The 15,379-nt window shown below is 41.0% G+C and carries 14 protein-coding genes; 4 read left to right on the top strand and 10 right to left on the bottom strand.

The window, feature by feature from the left end; translation table 11 throughout:
• The coding region (locus tag HNQ43_RS09100) for a hypothetical protein (protein ID WP_221248023.1) at positions 1 to 262 on the top strand (262 nt) is incomplete at its 5' end.
• A gap of 282 nt (positions 263 to 544) precedes the next feature.
• On the opposite strand, the gene HNQ43_RS09270 is transcribed toward HNQ43_RS09100, so the two are convergent.
• The 6 genes from HNQ43_RS09270 to HNQ43_RS06590 form a co-directional block, all read right to left on the bottom strand.
• Positions 545 to 790, bottom strand: a complete 246-nt coding sequence (locus HNQ43_RS09270) for a dehydroquinate synthase/iron-containing alcohol dehydrogenase family protein (RefSeq protein WP_221248021.1) — start codon at positions 788 to 790, stop codon at positions 545 to 547.
• On the bottom strand, positions 772 to 1,188 hold the full coding sequence (locus HNQ43_RS09265; protein ID WP_221248019.1) for an iron-containing alcohol dehydrogenase: 417 nt from the start codon (positions 1,186 to 1,188) through the stop codon (positions 772 to 774). The genes HNQ43_RS09270 and HNQ43_RS09265 overlap by 19 nt, the downstream gene beginning before the upstream one ends.
• 222 nt (positions 1,189 to 1,410) lie before the next feature.
• Positions 1,411 to 1,851 carry a ribose 5-phosphate isomerase B gene (rpiB, locus tag HNQ43_RS06605; RefSeq protein WP_183376044.1) on the bottom strand — a complete coding sequence of 147 codons (441 nt, stop codon included), beginning with the start codon at positions 1,849 to 1,851 and terminating at the stop codon, positions 1,411 to 1,413.
• Positions 1,848 to 3,299 carry an alpha-amylase gene (locus HNQ43_RS06600; protein WP_221248017.1) on the bottom strand — a complete coding sequence of 484 codons (1,452 nt, stop codon included), beginning with the start codon at positions 3,297 to 3,299 and terminating at the stop codon, positions 1,848 to 1,850. Before HNQ43_RS06600 ends, rpiB begins: the two co-directional genes overlap by 4 nt.
• Before the next feature lie 5 nt (positions 3,300 to 3,304).
• Positions 3,305 to 3,697, bottom strand: coding sequence for a hypothetical protein (locus tag HNQ43_RS06595; RefSeq protein ID WP_183376042.1), 393 nt, complete (start codon positions 3,695 to 3,697; stop codon positions 3,305 to 3,307).
• Between the two features lie 73 nt (positions 3,698 to 3,770).
• Complete coding sequence (locus tag HNQ43_RS06590; RefSeq protein ID WP_244957050.1) at positions 3,771 to 4,295, bottom strand: nitroreductase family protein; 525 nt, start codon at positions 4,293 to 4,295, stop codon at positions 3,771 to 3,773.
• Positions 4,296 to 4,669: 374 nt separating this feature from the next.
• Between HNQ43_RS06590 and gdhA the strand changes: the two genes are divergently transcribed.
• A complete protein-coding gene (gene gdhA, locus HNQ43_RS06585) occupies positions 4,670 to 6,001 on the top strand; it encodes an NADP-specific glutamate dehydrogenase (RefSeq protein ID WP_183376039.1) in 1,332 nt (443 codons plus the stop codon).
• Between the two features lie 30 nt (positions 6,002 to 6,031).
• On the opposite strand, the gene HNQ43_RS06580 is transcribed toward gdhA, so the two are convergent.
• The 3 genes from HNQ43_RS06580 to HNQ43_RS06570 all read right to left on the bottom strand — a co-directional run bounded on the left by HNQ43_RS06580 (position 6,032) and on the right by HNQ43_RS06570 (position 8,901).
• Positions 6,032 to 7,723, bottom strand: coding sequence for a leucine-rich repeat domain-containing protein (locus HNQ43_RS06580; RefSeq protein ID WP_183376037.1), 1,692 nt, complete (start codon positions 7,721 to 7,723; stop codon positions 6,032 to 6,034).
• Between the two features lie 78 nt (positions 7,724 to 7,801).
• Positions 7,802 to 8,386: a histidine phosphatase family protein gene (locus HNQ43_RS06575; RefSeq protein ID WP_183376034.1), complete on the bottom strand. Its 585-nt coding sequence runs from the start codon at positions 8,384 to 8,386 to the stop codon at positions 7,802 to 7,804.
• The gene (locus tag HNQ43_RS06570; protein WP_183376032.1) at positions 8,383 to 8,901 is read right to left on the bottom strand and encodes a GNAT family N-acetyltransferase; all 519 of its coding nucleotides are present in this window, start codon (positions 8,899 to 8,901) and stop codon (positions 8,383 to 8,385) included. The genes HNQ43_RS06575 and HNQ43_RS06570 overlap by 4 nt, the downstream gene beginning before the upstream one ends.
• A 219-nt stretch (positions 8,902 to 9,120) precedes the next feature.
• Between HNQ43_RS06570 and HNQ43_RS06565 the strand changes: the two genes are divergently transcribed.
• Entirely contained in the window at positions 9,121 to 9,684 is a 564-nt protein-coding gene (locus tag HNQ43_RS06565; protein ID WP_183376030.1) for a manganese efflux pump MntP, read from the top strand.
• Between the two features lie 66 nt (positions 9,685 to 9,750).
• A complete protein-coding gene (locus HNQ43_RS06560) occupies positions 9,751 to 11,028 on the top strand; it encodes an L-cysteine desulfidase family protein (protein ID WP_183376028.1) in 1,278 nt (425 codons plus the stop codon).
• Positions 11,029 to 11,486: 458 nt separating this feature from the next.
• On the opposite strand, the gene rpoC is transcribed toward HNQ43_RS06560, so the two are convergent.
• Positions 11,487 to 15,377: a DNA-directed RNA polymerase subunit beta' gene (gene rpoC, locus HNQ43_RS06555; protein ID WP_183376026.1), complete on the bottom strand. Its 3,891-nt coding sequence runs from the start codon at positions 15,375 to 15,377 to the stop codon at positions 11,487 to 11,489.
• Positions 15,378 to 15,379 lie beyond the last annotated feature (2 nt).

Below are 15,379 nucleotides of genomic sequence, written 5' to 3'. Positions count from 1 at the left end.
AGTTTTCAAAGATCTCTCACGCCGCTTCCCGCGCCGTGCTCAGTTATATTACCAAATCTTATCCCCCTTGTCAAAAAAAATGTGCATTTTTTTTCGTTTTTTTCACCCTGTTTTTTTTCTTCGCAATGTAAACGATTACATAGCAAAAATTGTCTTCATCCTACAAACAATTGTCATCAAAACAGAGAAAGCGCAAATCATAATGACTCACGCTTCCCATTTATTGAACGATCATTTCTTCTTTTTTATTTCATCTTTTTGATTCTTTTATACATTTTTGGTCGTTTTTTTCTTTCAATCCCGCATATGATTGAAGTCAACCCTCCTGAATCTTTCTCTTCATTCCATTTGATACAATCTTCAGATCTTATTTATCTTCGCATGACCTAGAATAACAAAGACCCAATCATATACATTCTATACTGGGGTTTATACTCTGCCGGAATATGGAGTATCACTCATAACAACTTTTATAAATGGCTTTTACATCGTCCGGACTCAAGTGTACATAACTGCGCGTCTATAGACCACTGGTTCGAACCGCTTATTTTACCATTTCCTGAAATTTATCTTTTGGAATTCCCCATACTTTTTCTGCATATCCCGCAAATCTCTTTTCTGTCTGTGAATTTAAAACATACTTCATCCAGGCTGGTGTGATGATAGCCAATCCCTGTCCATGCGTAAGATCATAATAAGCAGATAATTCATGCTCAATAGGATGACAAGACCACGCTCCGCCTTTCCCTACAGTTAAAATATGATTCAAAGCTAACGAAGAAGCCCACATGATATTTGAACGAGCTTCATAATTTTTTGGATTCTGAAACGGCGACGAAAGCATAATGAATCAATGTCCGCACAACCTTCCGCAGTCTGTGAAGCCGGCAGAGTCATAGTATAAGCAAAACCACAAATGGAAACTGTCGAATATAACATAGGCGAAGAGATTTCCAGTTTTTCATGAGTTTCTTCGTTGGTGATGACTGCACCAGGATTCATTTCTGAGCCTGTGGCGCTTATCGTCAATACGTCAAAAATCGGCAACGCTTTGATCATCAAAGAACGACCCATCATCAGTTCCCAAGAATCTCCTTTATAACAGGCAGAACAGGCAATAGGTTTTGAGGCATCAATAACACTTCCTCCCCCATAGGCCCAAAGAATCTTCTTTCCATAGGGTTTCATCACTTCCGAAAGAACCTCGATTCGTCCTTTTCCAAAACGAATATCTGTTGGTACTCAAAAATCAAAATGATTCATAACCTCTCTCATTAAAAGTAAAAAAGGCATACTTTCACAAGGAAAATATACCTTCTTTGGCTACTTATTGACTTTTATTATAATGTTTTTTTCTTAGAACTCAATACTCAAAAAGGTGCTTTCCGACAGTTCTATACTTAAAAAGGATTACTTTTCCAACTCGGAAATCTTCTCGATACGCTGTTTATGACGTTCTCCATTAGAAAATGGCGTTTTAATAAAAGTATGAACGATATCCTTGCATGTTTCGATTCCTGTCGTACGTTGTCCCAGAGCCAATATGTTCGCATCGTTATGTTCTCTGGTTAAGCGTGCCATCGTCGTATTGGTACAAAGTCCGCAGCGAATCCCTTTTATCTTATTGGCCGCAATACTGATTCCGATGCCGGTCCCGCAAAGCACGATCCCCAGATCTGCTTCTTTAGACAATACTTTTTCAGCACAAGCCTTTGCGTAATCCGGATAATCTACGCTTTCTTCGGAATTCGTTCCACAGTCTATCACGGTATACCCTTCTTGTTCCAACATTTTTTTGATTTCCAACTTATAGGTATAAGCTCCATGATCATTTGCCATCGCTATTTTCATATTTCGAGATCCTCCTTCATCCATTTATAATCTTCTTCATTAATATAAATACTGCATTTTCCATCTTGGCACAAGAATTTTCCCAAACCTTTATCCAAATAAACAACACGAGACGAATCCGTGATATCCACCATCGTTTCGCATTGACTTTCTTCAAGGGTGAATTCCTTGCTTCCTGCCCAACCGTTTGTCATCACCACCACCACAGGGTGTTTGCCTTGAACATACCAGCCCACACAGTGCGGATCATCAAATCGATCCTCGATCATATCCGGGTCCAAAAGATGTTTTCGGATCCATACCATTTCATTCAAAAACGGAACTTTCGTTTTTCCATTTCTTGGGATCCCGGCATGATCTCCATAAAATACGCAAGGACACACGCAGTCTCTTAATAAGATCAAGGCATAGGCATGAACCTTAAACCAGTCTTCGACCCAAGACTGCAAAGCTTGGCCCGGTTGCGTGTCGTGATTATCAACAAAAGCCACTGCACTTTGCGGCTCTTCCTTAGTCAATGTACCATCCAAGATCTTGGACATGTCATAACGATCATACGATCTTGACGCATCATAAAGATGAAAGTGCAAAGGTACATCAAACAACAACATACTATAAGAAACCTTGACCAGATACGCTTTTAATTCCTCTATATTTCCACTCCAGTATTCACCAACCGCAAAAAGATTATCTTGGCTTTCCTGACGCATCGCATTCAACCATCCAGGAAAAAATCCTGCATCGATACTCTTAACAGCATCCAGACGATAGCCGTCGATTCCTGTAAAATCACGATACCATATTCCCCATCGATATAGTTCTTCAACCACCCTCGGATTGGAAAAATCTACATCATCGCCCATGATATAGTCGAAGTTTCCATTTTCCTGCGAGACATTTTCAGCCCATTTCTTATGATAAAACTCCAACAGCTTTGTCTTTTTGGTTCGGGCATCATAATCTGTACCCGTGAAACAGGACCAGTCCCATGTAAAATCTGAATACTTTCCTTTTCGTCCAGGAAAAGTGAATCGCGTCCAAACCTCTACTTCTTCCTCATCCGATATTGCTTCGTCTCGATCCGCCCAGCTGATTTCTTTTGCTTTGATCGTCTCTTTGCCGTCAGCTCCCATACGATGATTAAAAACAATATCCGCAATGATCTCCAAGTGATTTTCATGAGCGGTTTGAATTGCTTTTAAATACTCATCCTTTGTTCCATATTTTGTGGGAATCGTCCCTTTTTGGTCAAATTCTCCTAAATCATACATATCATAGACACCATATCCGACATCGTTAAGACCCCCTTGCCCTTTGTAAGCAGGAGGAAGCCATATTCGATCATAGCCGATCTGTGCCAATGTCAAAGACTCTTGGATCAGGCGTTTCCAGTGGCCGGCATCTTCTGGCAAATACCATTCAAAATACTGAAGAAGTGTATGGTTCATAATCGCTATACCTTTTTTGAAAAACGAGTGCGGCAATTAGGACATGTGATTTCAATATTTCCTTTGCCTTTTGGTACCCGAATGATCTGCGCACACTTGGGGCAAACAAAATGTCTGTAGGAAGTTTCTTGAAAATTCTTTCGAATAGCTTTAAATGTATGCGTGATTTTTGTTCGAATCGCAATAAATTTCATATTCTCAGCCTGTCTGGCATAAATATTGCGCGACATAGATCGAAAGAGATAGGAAAAGAACACCAAAAAGAACAAAAACGAAACAATGATATTGGGAGTAAAAAAAGATAATGCTAAAAAGATCAACTCCAAAATAAATAGAAACTGATTCAGAGAATCATTCCCATAACGCCCCGCAAAAAAACGTATTAATTTTTCTTTCATTTCTATCACCTATCGCCAGTTTAACATAAATCCAACCCAACAAGAAGCTGATTCATTTTACAATCCTTAAACACTAGATCTTGCGAATATAGTCTTCTTTTCGCTGAGCAGCTGCTTTTTTCCCTTCCGGTTTTCCATAGCCTAGAATCACATTGCCGACTCCTTCATAAGCAAAGTCGATCCCCCATTGTTTCATGAGCTTTTGCCCTTCGGAAGTCTGGAAAACCTCTCTTGCTCGATAGATGTAACAAGAATCAACTTCCATGCCATGAGCTGCATTTAACAAATTACCGATAACGAGATTCGCATCGTCACGATATGTCGGCACTCGTGTATCGCCAAAAACAATGACCACGATCGGCGCTCCATAAAACGGGTCTGTATCAGTCTGCAGAATAGAAGCATTGAGTTTAGAAATCTTGTCTCTGATCTCTTTGTCTTGGACACAAACAATCAAAGGAGATTGTCTACCCATCCCGGTAGGAGCATAGGTCCCGGCTTCCAGGATCGCATCTAAAACAGAATCTTCTACGTTTTGATCCATGTAAGCCCTGCAGCTTCTTCTCGTTTTCAACATTTGAATCATATCATTCATCATGAATACCTCCCATTATATATTTATTTTATATGATACCAAATGGTTTTGACACTTCTGATTCAAAATCCCAAAATTTAATTAAGATCTATAAAACTCTCACATACTTTCACATGAAGAGAAAATAATTTATCCACAACTCTTTCCTATACTAAAAGTGTGTTACGGGAACACATAAAAAACCTCTTCATATATCTCTCTCCTAAAAACAATAATAACCGCAAAAATGACATCCAGCCGGATGTCGTTTTTGTTTATCCCGTTTTAAATCTTGTTCCAGGGCAGAATGAAAACATCTTTTCATGATTTTCTGAAAAAAATTTAACCTTGGTTACATTTTTGTGATATACTACTTCCATGTAAAACAGGAGGAAATCATGTCAGATTTAAAAAAGTTGTATGAAGTTGTTCAGCAGCGCAACAATGGTGATAAAGAATTTTTACAAGCTGTTGAAGAAGTCTTTGAATCTTTAGAAGTTATTGAACAAGTACATCCAGAAAAATTAGATGATGATGTGTTAGCTCGTATCGTAGAGCCTGAACGACAGATCATCTTCCGTGTGCCTTGGGTCGACGATAACGGAGTCACACATGTAAACCGCGGTTTCCGTATAGAATTCAATTCGGCTCTGGGCCCTTATAAGGGAGGCCTTCGTTTCCACCCTTCCGTAAATGCCAGTATTATCAAATTCTTAGGATTTGAACAAATCTTTAAGAACTCTTTGACCACGCTGCCAATGGGTGGAGGAAAAGGTGGATCTGATTTTGATCCAAAAGGAAAGAGCGATGCTGAAGTTATGCGTTTCTGCCAAAGCTTCATGAGTGAATTATATCGTCATATCGGGCCAAACACAGACGTACCGGCCGGGGATATCGGTGTTGGCGGTCGTGAAATCGGCTATTTGTTTGGACAGTATAAGCGCCTGAAAAATGAATTCAGCGGTGTCTTGACCGGTAAAGGTTTAACCTTTGGAGGTTCTTTAGTTCGTACAGAAGCAACCGGTTATGGTTTGTGTTATTTTACGCAAGCATTATTAAAAGATAATGGCACAAGCTTTGACGGAAAAACTGTTGCGATCTCCGGAAGTGGAAATGTTGCCATCTACGCTTGTGAAAAAGCAACAGAATTAGGAGCCAAAGTCGTTACAATGTCTGACTCTAACGGTTTTATTTATGATCCAAATGGTATCGACTTGGCTTGCGTCAAAGAAATCAAAGAAGTTCGTCGCGGACGCATCAAAGAATATGTAGAAACACATCCAGACGCTACATATACAGCTGGAGCCCGCCCTTGGCAAACACCTTGTGACATTGCGTTGCCTTGTGCCACTCAAAATGAGCTGGACTTAGAAGATGCCAAAGCGTTAGTGGCCAACAAAGTTTTCGCCGTGTGTGAAGGGGCTAATATGCCGACAACTCCAGAAGCCATCCATTACTTAATGCAGAATGGTGTATTCTACGCACCAGGTAAAGCCAGCAATGCTGGTGGTGTCGCTTGCTCCGGATTGGAAATGAGCCAAAACGCACAGCATTTATCATGGACTCGTGAAGAGGTAGATGCTCGTCTCCAAAAAATCATGGAAAGTATTTTCGAAACTTGCCGTGATACCGCAAAAGAATATGGACATGAAAAAGAATATGTAGTTGGTGCCAACATTGCCGGTTTCTTAAAAGTAGCCGAAGCCATGAAAGCACAAGGAACTGTATAGAATGCCAAAAGGACCTTCACAGGTCCTTTTTTAATGCTTTCTCTTTACGATCCATAGAATTGCAGCCAAGGAAGTTGCGCCAGCCGCAATCCATCCTGCAGCCGATGTATTCAATGATGTAGAAGGATTTGTTTTTTTCTTTGTGGAAGATCCATAACTGTCTTTTTCAGGATTTCCTTGGTTCGTTTTTTCACTCGAATCTGAGCTTTCATCGGATGGAATATCATCCGGTTTCAAATCCTGATCCGAATCTGGTGATTCCGTTGCCTTTTCTTTGACCTCCACTTGAACAGGGATATTTTCTAAGACCAGATAATCCTGAAGATCTTTCGGAGTATAGGTGGCCTCAAAAGTAAAGACTCCGGTTTGCTTCAAAACCTGGTTTCCATCCTCCCAGCTAAACCCTTCTGGAAGAACTACTGAATCCAGCAATTCCTCTTTCCATCCATAAAGATTGGAAGGTGTTGTCACGATAGGTTTGGCTTTATGAATCGTAAATTCACAAATATCCTCCAAACCAATATGAATACCATCGGATGGAACCGTTGCCTTAACAAACCATGTCCCCGCATCGGTTGGTTCTTCGCTGACAAAAGGCCCTTCTTTAGAAGCAGAATAGGTAAACGATACTTCGCCAAATGCTGCCTGGGCACTCGGTATAGATGGGGTCTCCCCATAAGTCCAATCCTCAATATTCAATGGCTGGATCCAAGAGTTTTCTTCTTCAAACGTAATAGAAGAAGTAAATTGGGAATCTCCTACTTTATAATCATAAGAGATGGTCATCCCCGGTTTAACACCTTGCAAGACTGCATCTTGAATCTCTATTGAACCATTGGGAATGATTGCCGACGGATCAATATTGGGATCTAAGTTTCGCAAATCAAAAGTTGTTTGATTTTGAGGAATCTTAGCCGTATATGCTTTTTGATCTTGTAAATTAATGCCGGAAGCATTCGAAATATCCGTATGGATCGAAATCATACGATTGCCTGATAAATTCACGGATGATCCATTTAAATATGGAAACCCCGTCAGATCGATCGTAGAAAGATTCGTAGTATGACACCATAACTGTGACAAGTTTTTATTAGTCGAAACATCCAAACTCGTCATTGGCGTACCGGAGATCCAAATACTTTGTAACTGTGGATTCTGTGAAAAATCAAAACTTTTCGCATTTCCGGCTAAATACATAAATACCTTCAAATTCGGATTGTTTCGAGTATCGATTTTCTGAAGCAAGCTCCCTCCTGCCACAAGTTCTTCCAACATGGTGTTTTGGGAAAGATCCAACTGTGTCAATGTATCATGAAAACAATTGACTACTTTTAATTCTGGATTGTGCGTCAAATCCAATATTGAAATCGGATTTTCATCCGTATACAAAACCGATAATTTTGTATTTTGCGATAAACCTAGATTCGAAATTTGATTCTCTTCACAATTCAACTCTTCTAAATTAGGAAAATATTCAATTCCCTGCATAGAAGTGATTCCTTTCTTGCGAAGCGAAATAGAATGAACTCCATCCATTTCGGATGCAGATAAGGATCCATTATGATCTTTATCAATATATTGATTCACATAGGTACGAAAAACCGAATCAGGGAAATTGCCTTCCGAAATCGGTAATTCCTCTAAAGCATACACAGGCATAGAATTCATGCCCAACCCAAGTAAAATAAAAACTGCTATGAAGCATTTTATCAGTCTTTTCATAAAGACCTCTTTTCCAAATAGAACTTCTCTATCTATGTACATCATAACAGTCTTATGGATTTAATGATATCGATATGCTCAGACCGATCTGGGAAGTTCTAAAACCCGAACTTTTCCTTCTTTGATTTCGACAACTGACACAGAGCAGTTTGGGACTAAAGCTCGGGTCAGATTCTGCTCTTTAGCTCTTTGAAAAAAAGTCTTGGAATGTTCTTCCAAAAACTGCCGAATCACCGAACCATGACTAACGATCAAAATATCACCCTGTTCTTGTCGTTCCAAGTCTTGAATAGCCATAAAAAAACGCATAGCCGCTTCGTGGCGATTTTCTCCTCCATGAGCATAAAATTCTTCTTGGATGACTTTTCCATCCGGAAAAATATTTCGAATCAGTTCTCCTTCGTAATCCCCAAAAAAAACTTCTTTAAACCGTTTGTCCCTTTTTCTCGGGACTTCTCTATCTTTTAGAATCAAATCCAGCGTATCCGCCGCTCGCTCGCTTCCCGAATGATAGCCGCTGGCCAAAGGAATTGATTCAAAATAAGAGGCAAGGTGCTCTGCCTGTTGAATTCCCTGCTTTGTTAAGGGAGAATCACACCAGCCCTGAACACGCCCCATCACATTAAAGTAAGTTTGCCCATGCCGAACAATATATACTTTCATCCTTGACTCCTTTCTAAAACACTGACAATTTCATCTTTTTTCGCCCCAAGAACTACCTTATCTTTTCTTGTATATTGATATTGGAAGCCAAGTTTCTCTTGGACTCTTCGACTTTGTTCATTCCCTTTGTAGTAACCGCAAAAGATACGTGTAAGTCCTAATTGTTGGAAACCATACGCTAATAAAGCCTCTGCTGCTTCCGGAATAATTCCTTGCCCCCAATACGCCTTGCCAAGCCAATACCCAAGTTCGGCCTCCTTGTCATGCAGCTGCACGTTTGCCTGTCCCTCAAACATCAGTGAGATACATCCAATGATCTCTTCAGTTTCTTTTAAAACGACAGCATAGGTTTCCGGACAGTTAAATACATTGATAATGATTTCTTTGGATTCTTCTACATTTTTATGAGGAAGCCATCCGGCTCTAGGTCCGATATCCGGATCTTTTGCGAGATCATACAATCGAGGAGCATCTTCTATTTTCCAGTGTCTTAATACACATCGCTTTGTTTCCATGCCTATATTGTAGCACAAATTTCGTTAGCACACCCTAACTGAATGAAATTGCAGTTTAATTCTGGCTTTGTTAGAATAAAGCAGACGTAAGGGAGTAGTTATCTTACAAATCAGTAAGTGAGTAAATCAACATAATGATCATTGGATCTGGTTTACTGTAAAAAACGAGACTTATGCGATTTTTTTCGCGTGGGTCTCGTTTCTTTTTTGGAGGACTTTATGGATACTTTTACTCTGATTTTGACCGCTGTTTCTCTAGCTATGGATGCCAGCGCTGTATCTTTGGCCAAAGGAATGGCACTCCCTAAAGAAAAGCTAGGGAAATACGCATTTCTGCTGGCACTTGCTTTCGGATTCTTTCAAGCATTGATGCCCTGTATCGGTTATTTTGCCGGCATGCAGTTTGTCGCTTTAATTTCGAGCGTTGACCACTGGATTGCCTTTCTTTTATTGGGGTGGATCGGCTTCAATATGATCAAAGAGGGAAAAGAAGAAACCCCTGCCGAAGAAACTGTTGATTCGATTCCTTTAAAGACCATTCTGATGCTGGCTATTGCCACCAGCATCGATGCTCTGGCGGCGGGAATCAGTTTTGCGTTTTTAAATGTGTCCATTCTATATGCCGCCTTATGGATAGGATCAATCACTTTTATCCTTTCTTTTTTATGTGTTCTCTTAGGAAAAAAACTCGGATCTATTTTCCAAAAATACGCTGAGTTTTTAGGCGGAATCACATTGATTCTTTTAGGATGTAAGATACTGCTTGAACATCTGTTTTTCTGATGGAAAACGGGTTGCACTCTTAAAGTGGATATGGGACAATGAGTTAGTTCAAGAAAGGTGTATTTTATGAGTGAACATTCTATATATTATGAACAATATACTAATATTTTAAAGAATGAACTTGTTCCCGCAATGGGGTGTACAGAACCTATCGCCATTGCATACTGCGCAGCGAAAGCTCGATCAATATGCAGCTGTCCCTGTACGAAAGTCATTGTCGAGGCCAGCGGGAACATCATCAAAAACGTAAAAAGTGTCACTGTTCCGAATACCAATGGACTCAAAGGCATTGAAGCGGCTGCTGCCGTAGGAATCGTTGCAGGTGATCCTGAAAAAAAACTAGAAGTCATTTCCTCTGTATCCGATGCACAGAAAGAAGAGCTCAAAAGTTTCTTAAAATCGACACCTATTGAGGTTCGCTATCTGCGCTCCCAGATTCCGTTAGACATAATCATAACATTGGAGACTGCGGATGGATCCAACAGCGTTCGTATCGCCGGAAGTCATGATCATATTATTTGGATGAAGCATGATGATCAGCTTATTTATGAAGATTTAAATCAAGAAGAGGAAGCACCTGTTATCGATACTGCATTTATGAGTGTCGAAGGCATCGTAGATTATGCCGTTCATTGTGATCTGGAAAGTGTAAAACCTACACTGAATCGCCAGATTGAATACAATATGTCAATTGCCAAGTATGGTTTAGAACATAACTATGGTGCCAATATCGGCAAAGTGCTGATGGCTCGCAAGGACTCAAGTTTATTAAATAAGATCAAAGCTTATGCAGCAGCCGGAAGCGATGCTCGTATGAGCGGATGTGAGTTACCTGTTATTATCAATTCGGGCAGCGGGAATCAGGGCATGACTGCCAGTATCCCCGTTATAGTCTGGGCTAATGAAAAGCAATCCGATAAGGATACTCTCTATCGTGCCCTATTGGTCTCCAACCTGATTACGATCCACCTAAAGCAAGGGATCGGTAAATTGAGTGCCTATTGTGGCGTTGTCAGCGCCGGTGTAGGTGCCGCTTGCGGAATTTGTTTTCTGCAAGGCGGAGATCTGCATGCGATTGCCCACACATTGGTCAATGCGATTGCCATGATTTCTGGTACTGTCTGTGATGGTGCCAAGGCAAGTTGCGCAGCTAAGATTGCCAGTGCTGTCGAAGCTGGCTTGTTAGGCTATGAAATGTATCTGAACGGGCAACAGTTCAAAGATGGAGAAGGGATCGTAACCAAAGGGGTAGAAAACACGATTCGCAATATATCTTTACTCGCAAAACAAGGAATGCAGCAAACCGACAAGGAAATCATCGAAATTATGACTGGCTGTTGTTAGTGAAGGCTTTCGCCTTCGCTTTTTTTTGCGTGCATACATAAAAAAAGAGATCAGATCGATCTTTTTTTTTGGGTATTTAAATTATCATAGGGTTTTTGAACGCTTTAAGAAATTATAGGGTCGATATCATGTCGACCTTTAAACTATTATAGGGTCGAGCGTTTCCCATTTTTCTCACATTTTTCGCAAAAAATCTTTTATATAAAATCTCTATCTTTTTTTAACAGAAATATTCAAAAGCTGTAAAGTTCTATATTCAGGTATTTAAATCCACTATCTGTCGATTTTCTATCATTCAAAAAGGGATGGACTCCACTCTACATGAAAGTGGGGATTCCATCCCTATTTTCTTGACCCTACGATTTCGTAAAGGATAGTTCACACATCAGAAACCCTATGATTTCTGAATGCGTAAATTGTGTGAAACCCTATGTTATCTTAAAGCGCCCTTTTTTTTGTTATTCTTCAAAAGATGTATGAATATCCAAAGATTCTACTTCAGGAGCTGTATCTCCCAAAATGCTTTCATGATCCAACACATCTTCATTTAAGCTGGCTTCTTCATCTAAAGCGTTCGCATTGATGATCTTGTCAAATTCTTCATCTTTGACTTCATTCATGCGAGCCAGTCGTTTATCACGAAGTTCTTTTGCTTTGGCCTTGACTAATTCATTTTGAGGACGATTTCCTGTACATCCGGTACCTGCCGGAATCAGCTTACCGATGATGACATTCTCTTTCAATCCGATCAAATGATCGACCTTGCCTTTGATTGTCGCATCGGTCAACACTTTTGTTGTTTCCTGGAAGCTGGCTGCCGACAAGAACGAATCCGTCTCAACAGAAGCTTTAGAAATTCCCAGTAAAACAGGCTTAAACTGTGCTGGAGTTTTTCCCGACAACAAAGCATCACGATTGATCTTGGTGATATTGTTCAAAGATAATTGAACACCCACATTCAAATCCGTATCTCCGCTATCCACAACGATGACTTTTTTCATCATCTGCTTGATCATAACTTCCAAGTGTTTATCAGAGATCTCGATACCTTGAGACTGGTATACTTTCTTAACTTCTTTCAAAATGTAATCTTGAACTTCGCGTACACCCGCCACACGCAACAATTCTTTCGGATCTAACGGACCTTCTGTCAAAGCTTCCCCAGCCTGGATCTGAGCACCTACCTGTACCCAAGGACGCATAGACTGGTTGGCATTGATCTTATGAGAAATGCTTTCGCTTTCGTTGGTGATAATGACTTCCTGACGCATTGTTCCTTCGATTCGTTCAATTGAAGTGATCTCTCCAGAGATTTGGGCAATCGCCGCAACCCCTTTCGGACAACGCGCTTCGAACAACTCTTCAACACGAGGAAGACCCTGTGTAATATCTCCGGTACCTGCGCCGGCAACCCCACCGGTGTGGAATGTACGCATGGTCAGCTGTGTACCTGGTTCCCCAATACTTTGAGCAGCCATGATACCGATTGCTTCTCCAACTTCTACATCTTTTCCGGTAGCCATGTTGCGGCCATAACATTTACGACACACACCATGAGTAGATTTACAAGTAAAGACAGAACGGATATACATACCAGTAATACCGGCATCTACGATTTGTTTTGCGATTTCTTCCGTAATAAACTCATCGCTGGCAATAATCAATTCACCTGTATTTGGATCTGTTACATCCTGTTTCGAATATCGACCTACCAAACGATCCATTAATGGTTCGATCACAGTGTTATTCTTGCGGTCAATCAAAGATTCTACCCAATACCCTTTGTCGGTACCACAATCGTCTTCTTTAATAATGACATCTTGTGCAACATCAACCAAACGACGAGTCAAATAACCAGATTCGGCAGTTTTCAAGGCTGTATCCGTCAACCCTTTACGAACACCGTGGGTACTGGTAAAGAATTCAGATACATTCAAACCTTCACGGAAACAAGAATAGATCGGCACCTCGATAATGGAAGAAACATAGCCGCCGCCAGCAGCTTTTCCATGCCCTGGTTTGGCCATCAATCCACGCATACCAGCCAGCTGTGTAAAGTTGGAGCGGTTACCACGAGCTCCTGAACGTGCCATCATATTGATCGGGTTTTTACGAGGCAAGTTCGCCAACAATTCATCGGCGATCTCATCTTTTACGTTTTCCCACAATTTATTCAAATGACGTTCCCACTCTTCCATCGTCAACATTCCTTTACGTTGCAGATGTTTGAGCTCTTCGGCCTTCTTACGTCCATATTCAACATGTTCTTCCTTATTTGGAGCAACCTCGATATCACTTAACGATACTGTGATACCGGCAACCGTCGAATATTTAAATCCCATCGATTTGATCTGGTCTAAGATTTCTGCTGTCTGATCCACCGAATAACGATTGAAGACTTCCGCAATGACTTTTCCCAGATCTTTTTTCTTTACCGCTGGTGTCACTTCCAGATCAGCGATATACTGTTTCACATTTTGGCCCGGTGAAACAAAATACTTATCTGGTGTTTTATTAAAGTTTTCTTTAGACACTTCATTCAAATATGGGAAATCACTAGGGAACATCGAGTTAAAGATGATCTTTCCAACAGTTGTAACCAAATAATCATTGACATGGATCGGGTCAAAGCTTGTCTTATTCATACCTTTTACAGGCAAAGCAATACGAGAGTGCAAATGCACCTGCCCCGTTTGATAAGCCATCATGACCTCTTTTTCATCTAAATAAACATGTCCTTCGTTAGCGGCATAAGTTGCCCACTGTTTTGCCTCTTTTGGACAATCTTTATCTAAGTAACGCTGTGCTTCTTCTTCCAATTCCTGTTTTGTCTCTTCCATTGTCAGATAGAAGTTTCCCATGACCATGTCCTGCCCAGGCGTAACGATTGGTTTTCCATCCTTTGGTCCTAAGATATTATGGCTTCCTAACATCATGACCAAAGCTTCTGCACGAGCTTCTTCGCTCAACGGAACATGGATTGCCATCTGGTCCCCGTCAAAGTCCGCATTGAAGGCCGTACATACCAATGGATGCAGACGCATAGCACGCCCTTCTACCAATTTTGGTAAGAAGGCCTGGATTCCTAAGCGGTGCAATGTTGGAGCACGGTTCATCAATACAGGATAGCCGTCAATAACTTTTTCGACAACATCCCAAATACGAGAATCGCGGCGTTCGATCAATTTCTCGGCATTTTTTGGGTTGGCGGCCAATCCTTCATTTACAATTTCATTGATTACGAAAGGCTTGAACAAATTAATAGCCATTTCACGAGGAATACCGCACTGATACATTTTCAGATCCGGTCCAACGGCAATAACGCTACGACCTGAGAAATCGACACGTTTTCCCAATAAGTTCTGACGGAAACGACCTTGTTTTCCCTTCAAAGAATGAGACAGTGATTTTAAAGCACGTCCACCTGCTCCTGTGATCGGCTTAGATCGACGCCCGTTATCTATCAAGGCATCCACAGCTTCTTGAAGCATACGTTTTTCGTTTTGAACAATAATATTTGGTGTGCCCAGATCCAACAATTTACGAAGACGATTGTTTCGTGTGATCACTCGACGATAAAGATCGTTCAGATCACTGGTCGCAAACCGGCCTCCATCCAGCTGTAACATTGGTCTCAGATCCGGCGGTATAACTGGAATATTCGTCAGAATCATCCATTCCGGTTTGTTTTCGCTATGACGGAAAGCATTGATCGTATCCAAACGTTTGATCAGCTTTTTGCGCTTTTCGCCTTGTGCCTTGTCTAAAGCATCTTGCACATCCTGGTATTCCTGTTCCAGATCCACATCTTGCAGAAGGCGAAGTACGGCTTCTGCACCAGTCTGGGCCGTAAACGAATTCGAACCATAAATGGCCATATTTTCACGGTATTCTCTTTCGGAAAGAATTTGTTTATAAGCCAGATCCGTTTCTTTTGGATCCGTTACGATATAGCTGACAAAATACACAACTTCTTCCAGCTGTTTTGGTGTGACATCCAATAACAGAGCCATTCTGGACGGGATCCCGCGCAAATACCAAATATGAGCGACAGGAGCAGCCAGATGAATGTGTCCCATACGTTCGCGGCGAACACTCGATTTTGTGATTTCGACACCGCAACGGTCACAAACTACACCTTTAAAACGTACTTTCTTATACTTTCCACAAGCACATTCCCAGTCTTTTGTAGGGCCGAATATACGCTCACAATACAATCCGTCACGTTCGGCTTTTTGAGAACGGTAATTGATCGTTTCTGGTTTCGTGACTTCTCCATGCGACCATTTTAAGATCGTTTCCGGAGAAGCCAGACGAACCTGGATCGAGGCAAATTTATTGATTGACATTC

This window comes from Faecalicoccus acidiformans (genome assembly GCF_014202635.1).
In the GTDB taxonomy this organism is placed as follows: domain Bacteria; phylum Bacillota_I; class Bacilli_A; order Erysipelotrichales; family Erysipelotrichaceae; genus Faecalicoccus; species Faecalicoccus acidiformans.
Note: the sequence above shows the minus strand (reverse complement) of the source record. Positions and strands in the feature narration are given on the sequence as shown.

Coding starts and splice junctions, on each gene's coding strand:
- HNQ43_RS06595 (WP_183376042.1), bottom strand. CDS start 3,697: ATGAAAGAAAAATTAATACGTTTTTTTGCGGGGCGTTATGGGAATGAT.
- HNQ43_RS06590 (WP_244957050.1), bottom strand. CDS start 4,295: ATGATGAATGATATGATTCAAATGTTGAAAACGAGAAGAAGCTGCAGG.
- HNQ43_RS06580 (WP_183376037.1), bottom strand. CDS start 7,723: ATGAAAAGACTGATAAAATGCTTCATAGCAGTTTTTATTTTACTTGGG.
- HNQ43_RS06560 (WP_183376028.1), top strand. CDS start 9,751: ATGAGTGAACATTCTATATATTATGAACAATATACTAATATTTTAAAG.
- HNQ43_RS06600 (WP_221248017.1), bottom strand. CDS start 3,299: ATGAACCATACACTTCTTCAGTATTTTGAATGGTATTTGCCAGAAGAT.
- HNQ43_RS06575 (WP_183376034.1), bottom strand. CDS start 8,386: ATGAAAGTATATATTGTTCGGCATGGGCAAACTTACTTTAATGTGATG.
- rpoC (WP_183376026.1), bottom strand. CDS start 15,377: ATGTCAATCAATAAATTTGCCTCGATCCAGGTTCGTCTGGCTTCTCCG.
- HNQ43_RS09265 (WP_221248019.1), bottom strand. CDS start 1,188: ATGAAACCCTATGGAAAGAAGATTCTTTGGGCCTATGGGGGAGGAAGT.
- rpiB (WP_183376044.1), bottom strand. CDS start 1,851: ATGAAAATAGCGATGGCAAATGATCATGGAGCTTATACCTATAAGTTG.
- HNQ43_RS06570 (WP_183376032.1), bottom strand. CDS start 8,901: ATGGAAACAAAGCGATGTGTATTAAGACACTGGAAAATAGAAGATGCT.
- HNQ43_RS06565 (WP_183376030.1), top strand. CDS start 9,121: ATGGATACTTTTACTCTGATTTTGACCGCTGTTTCTCTAGCTATGGAT.
- gdhA (WP_183376039.1), top strand. CDS start 4,670: ATGTCAGATTTAAAAAAGTTGTATGAAGTTGTTCAGCAGCGCAACAAT.
- HNQ43_RS09270 (WP_221248021.1), bottom strand. CDS start 790: ATGTGGGCTTCTTCGTTAGCTTTGAATCATATTTTAACTGTAGGGAAA.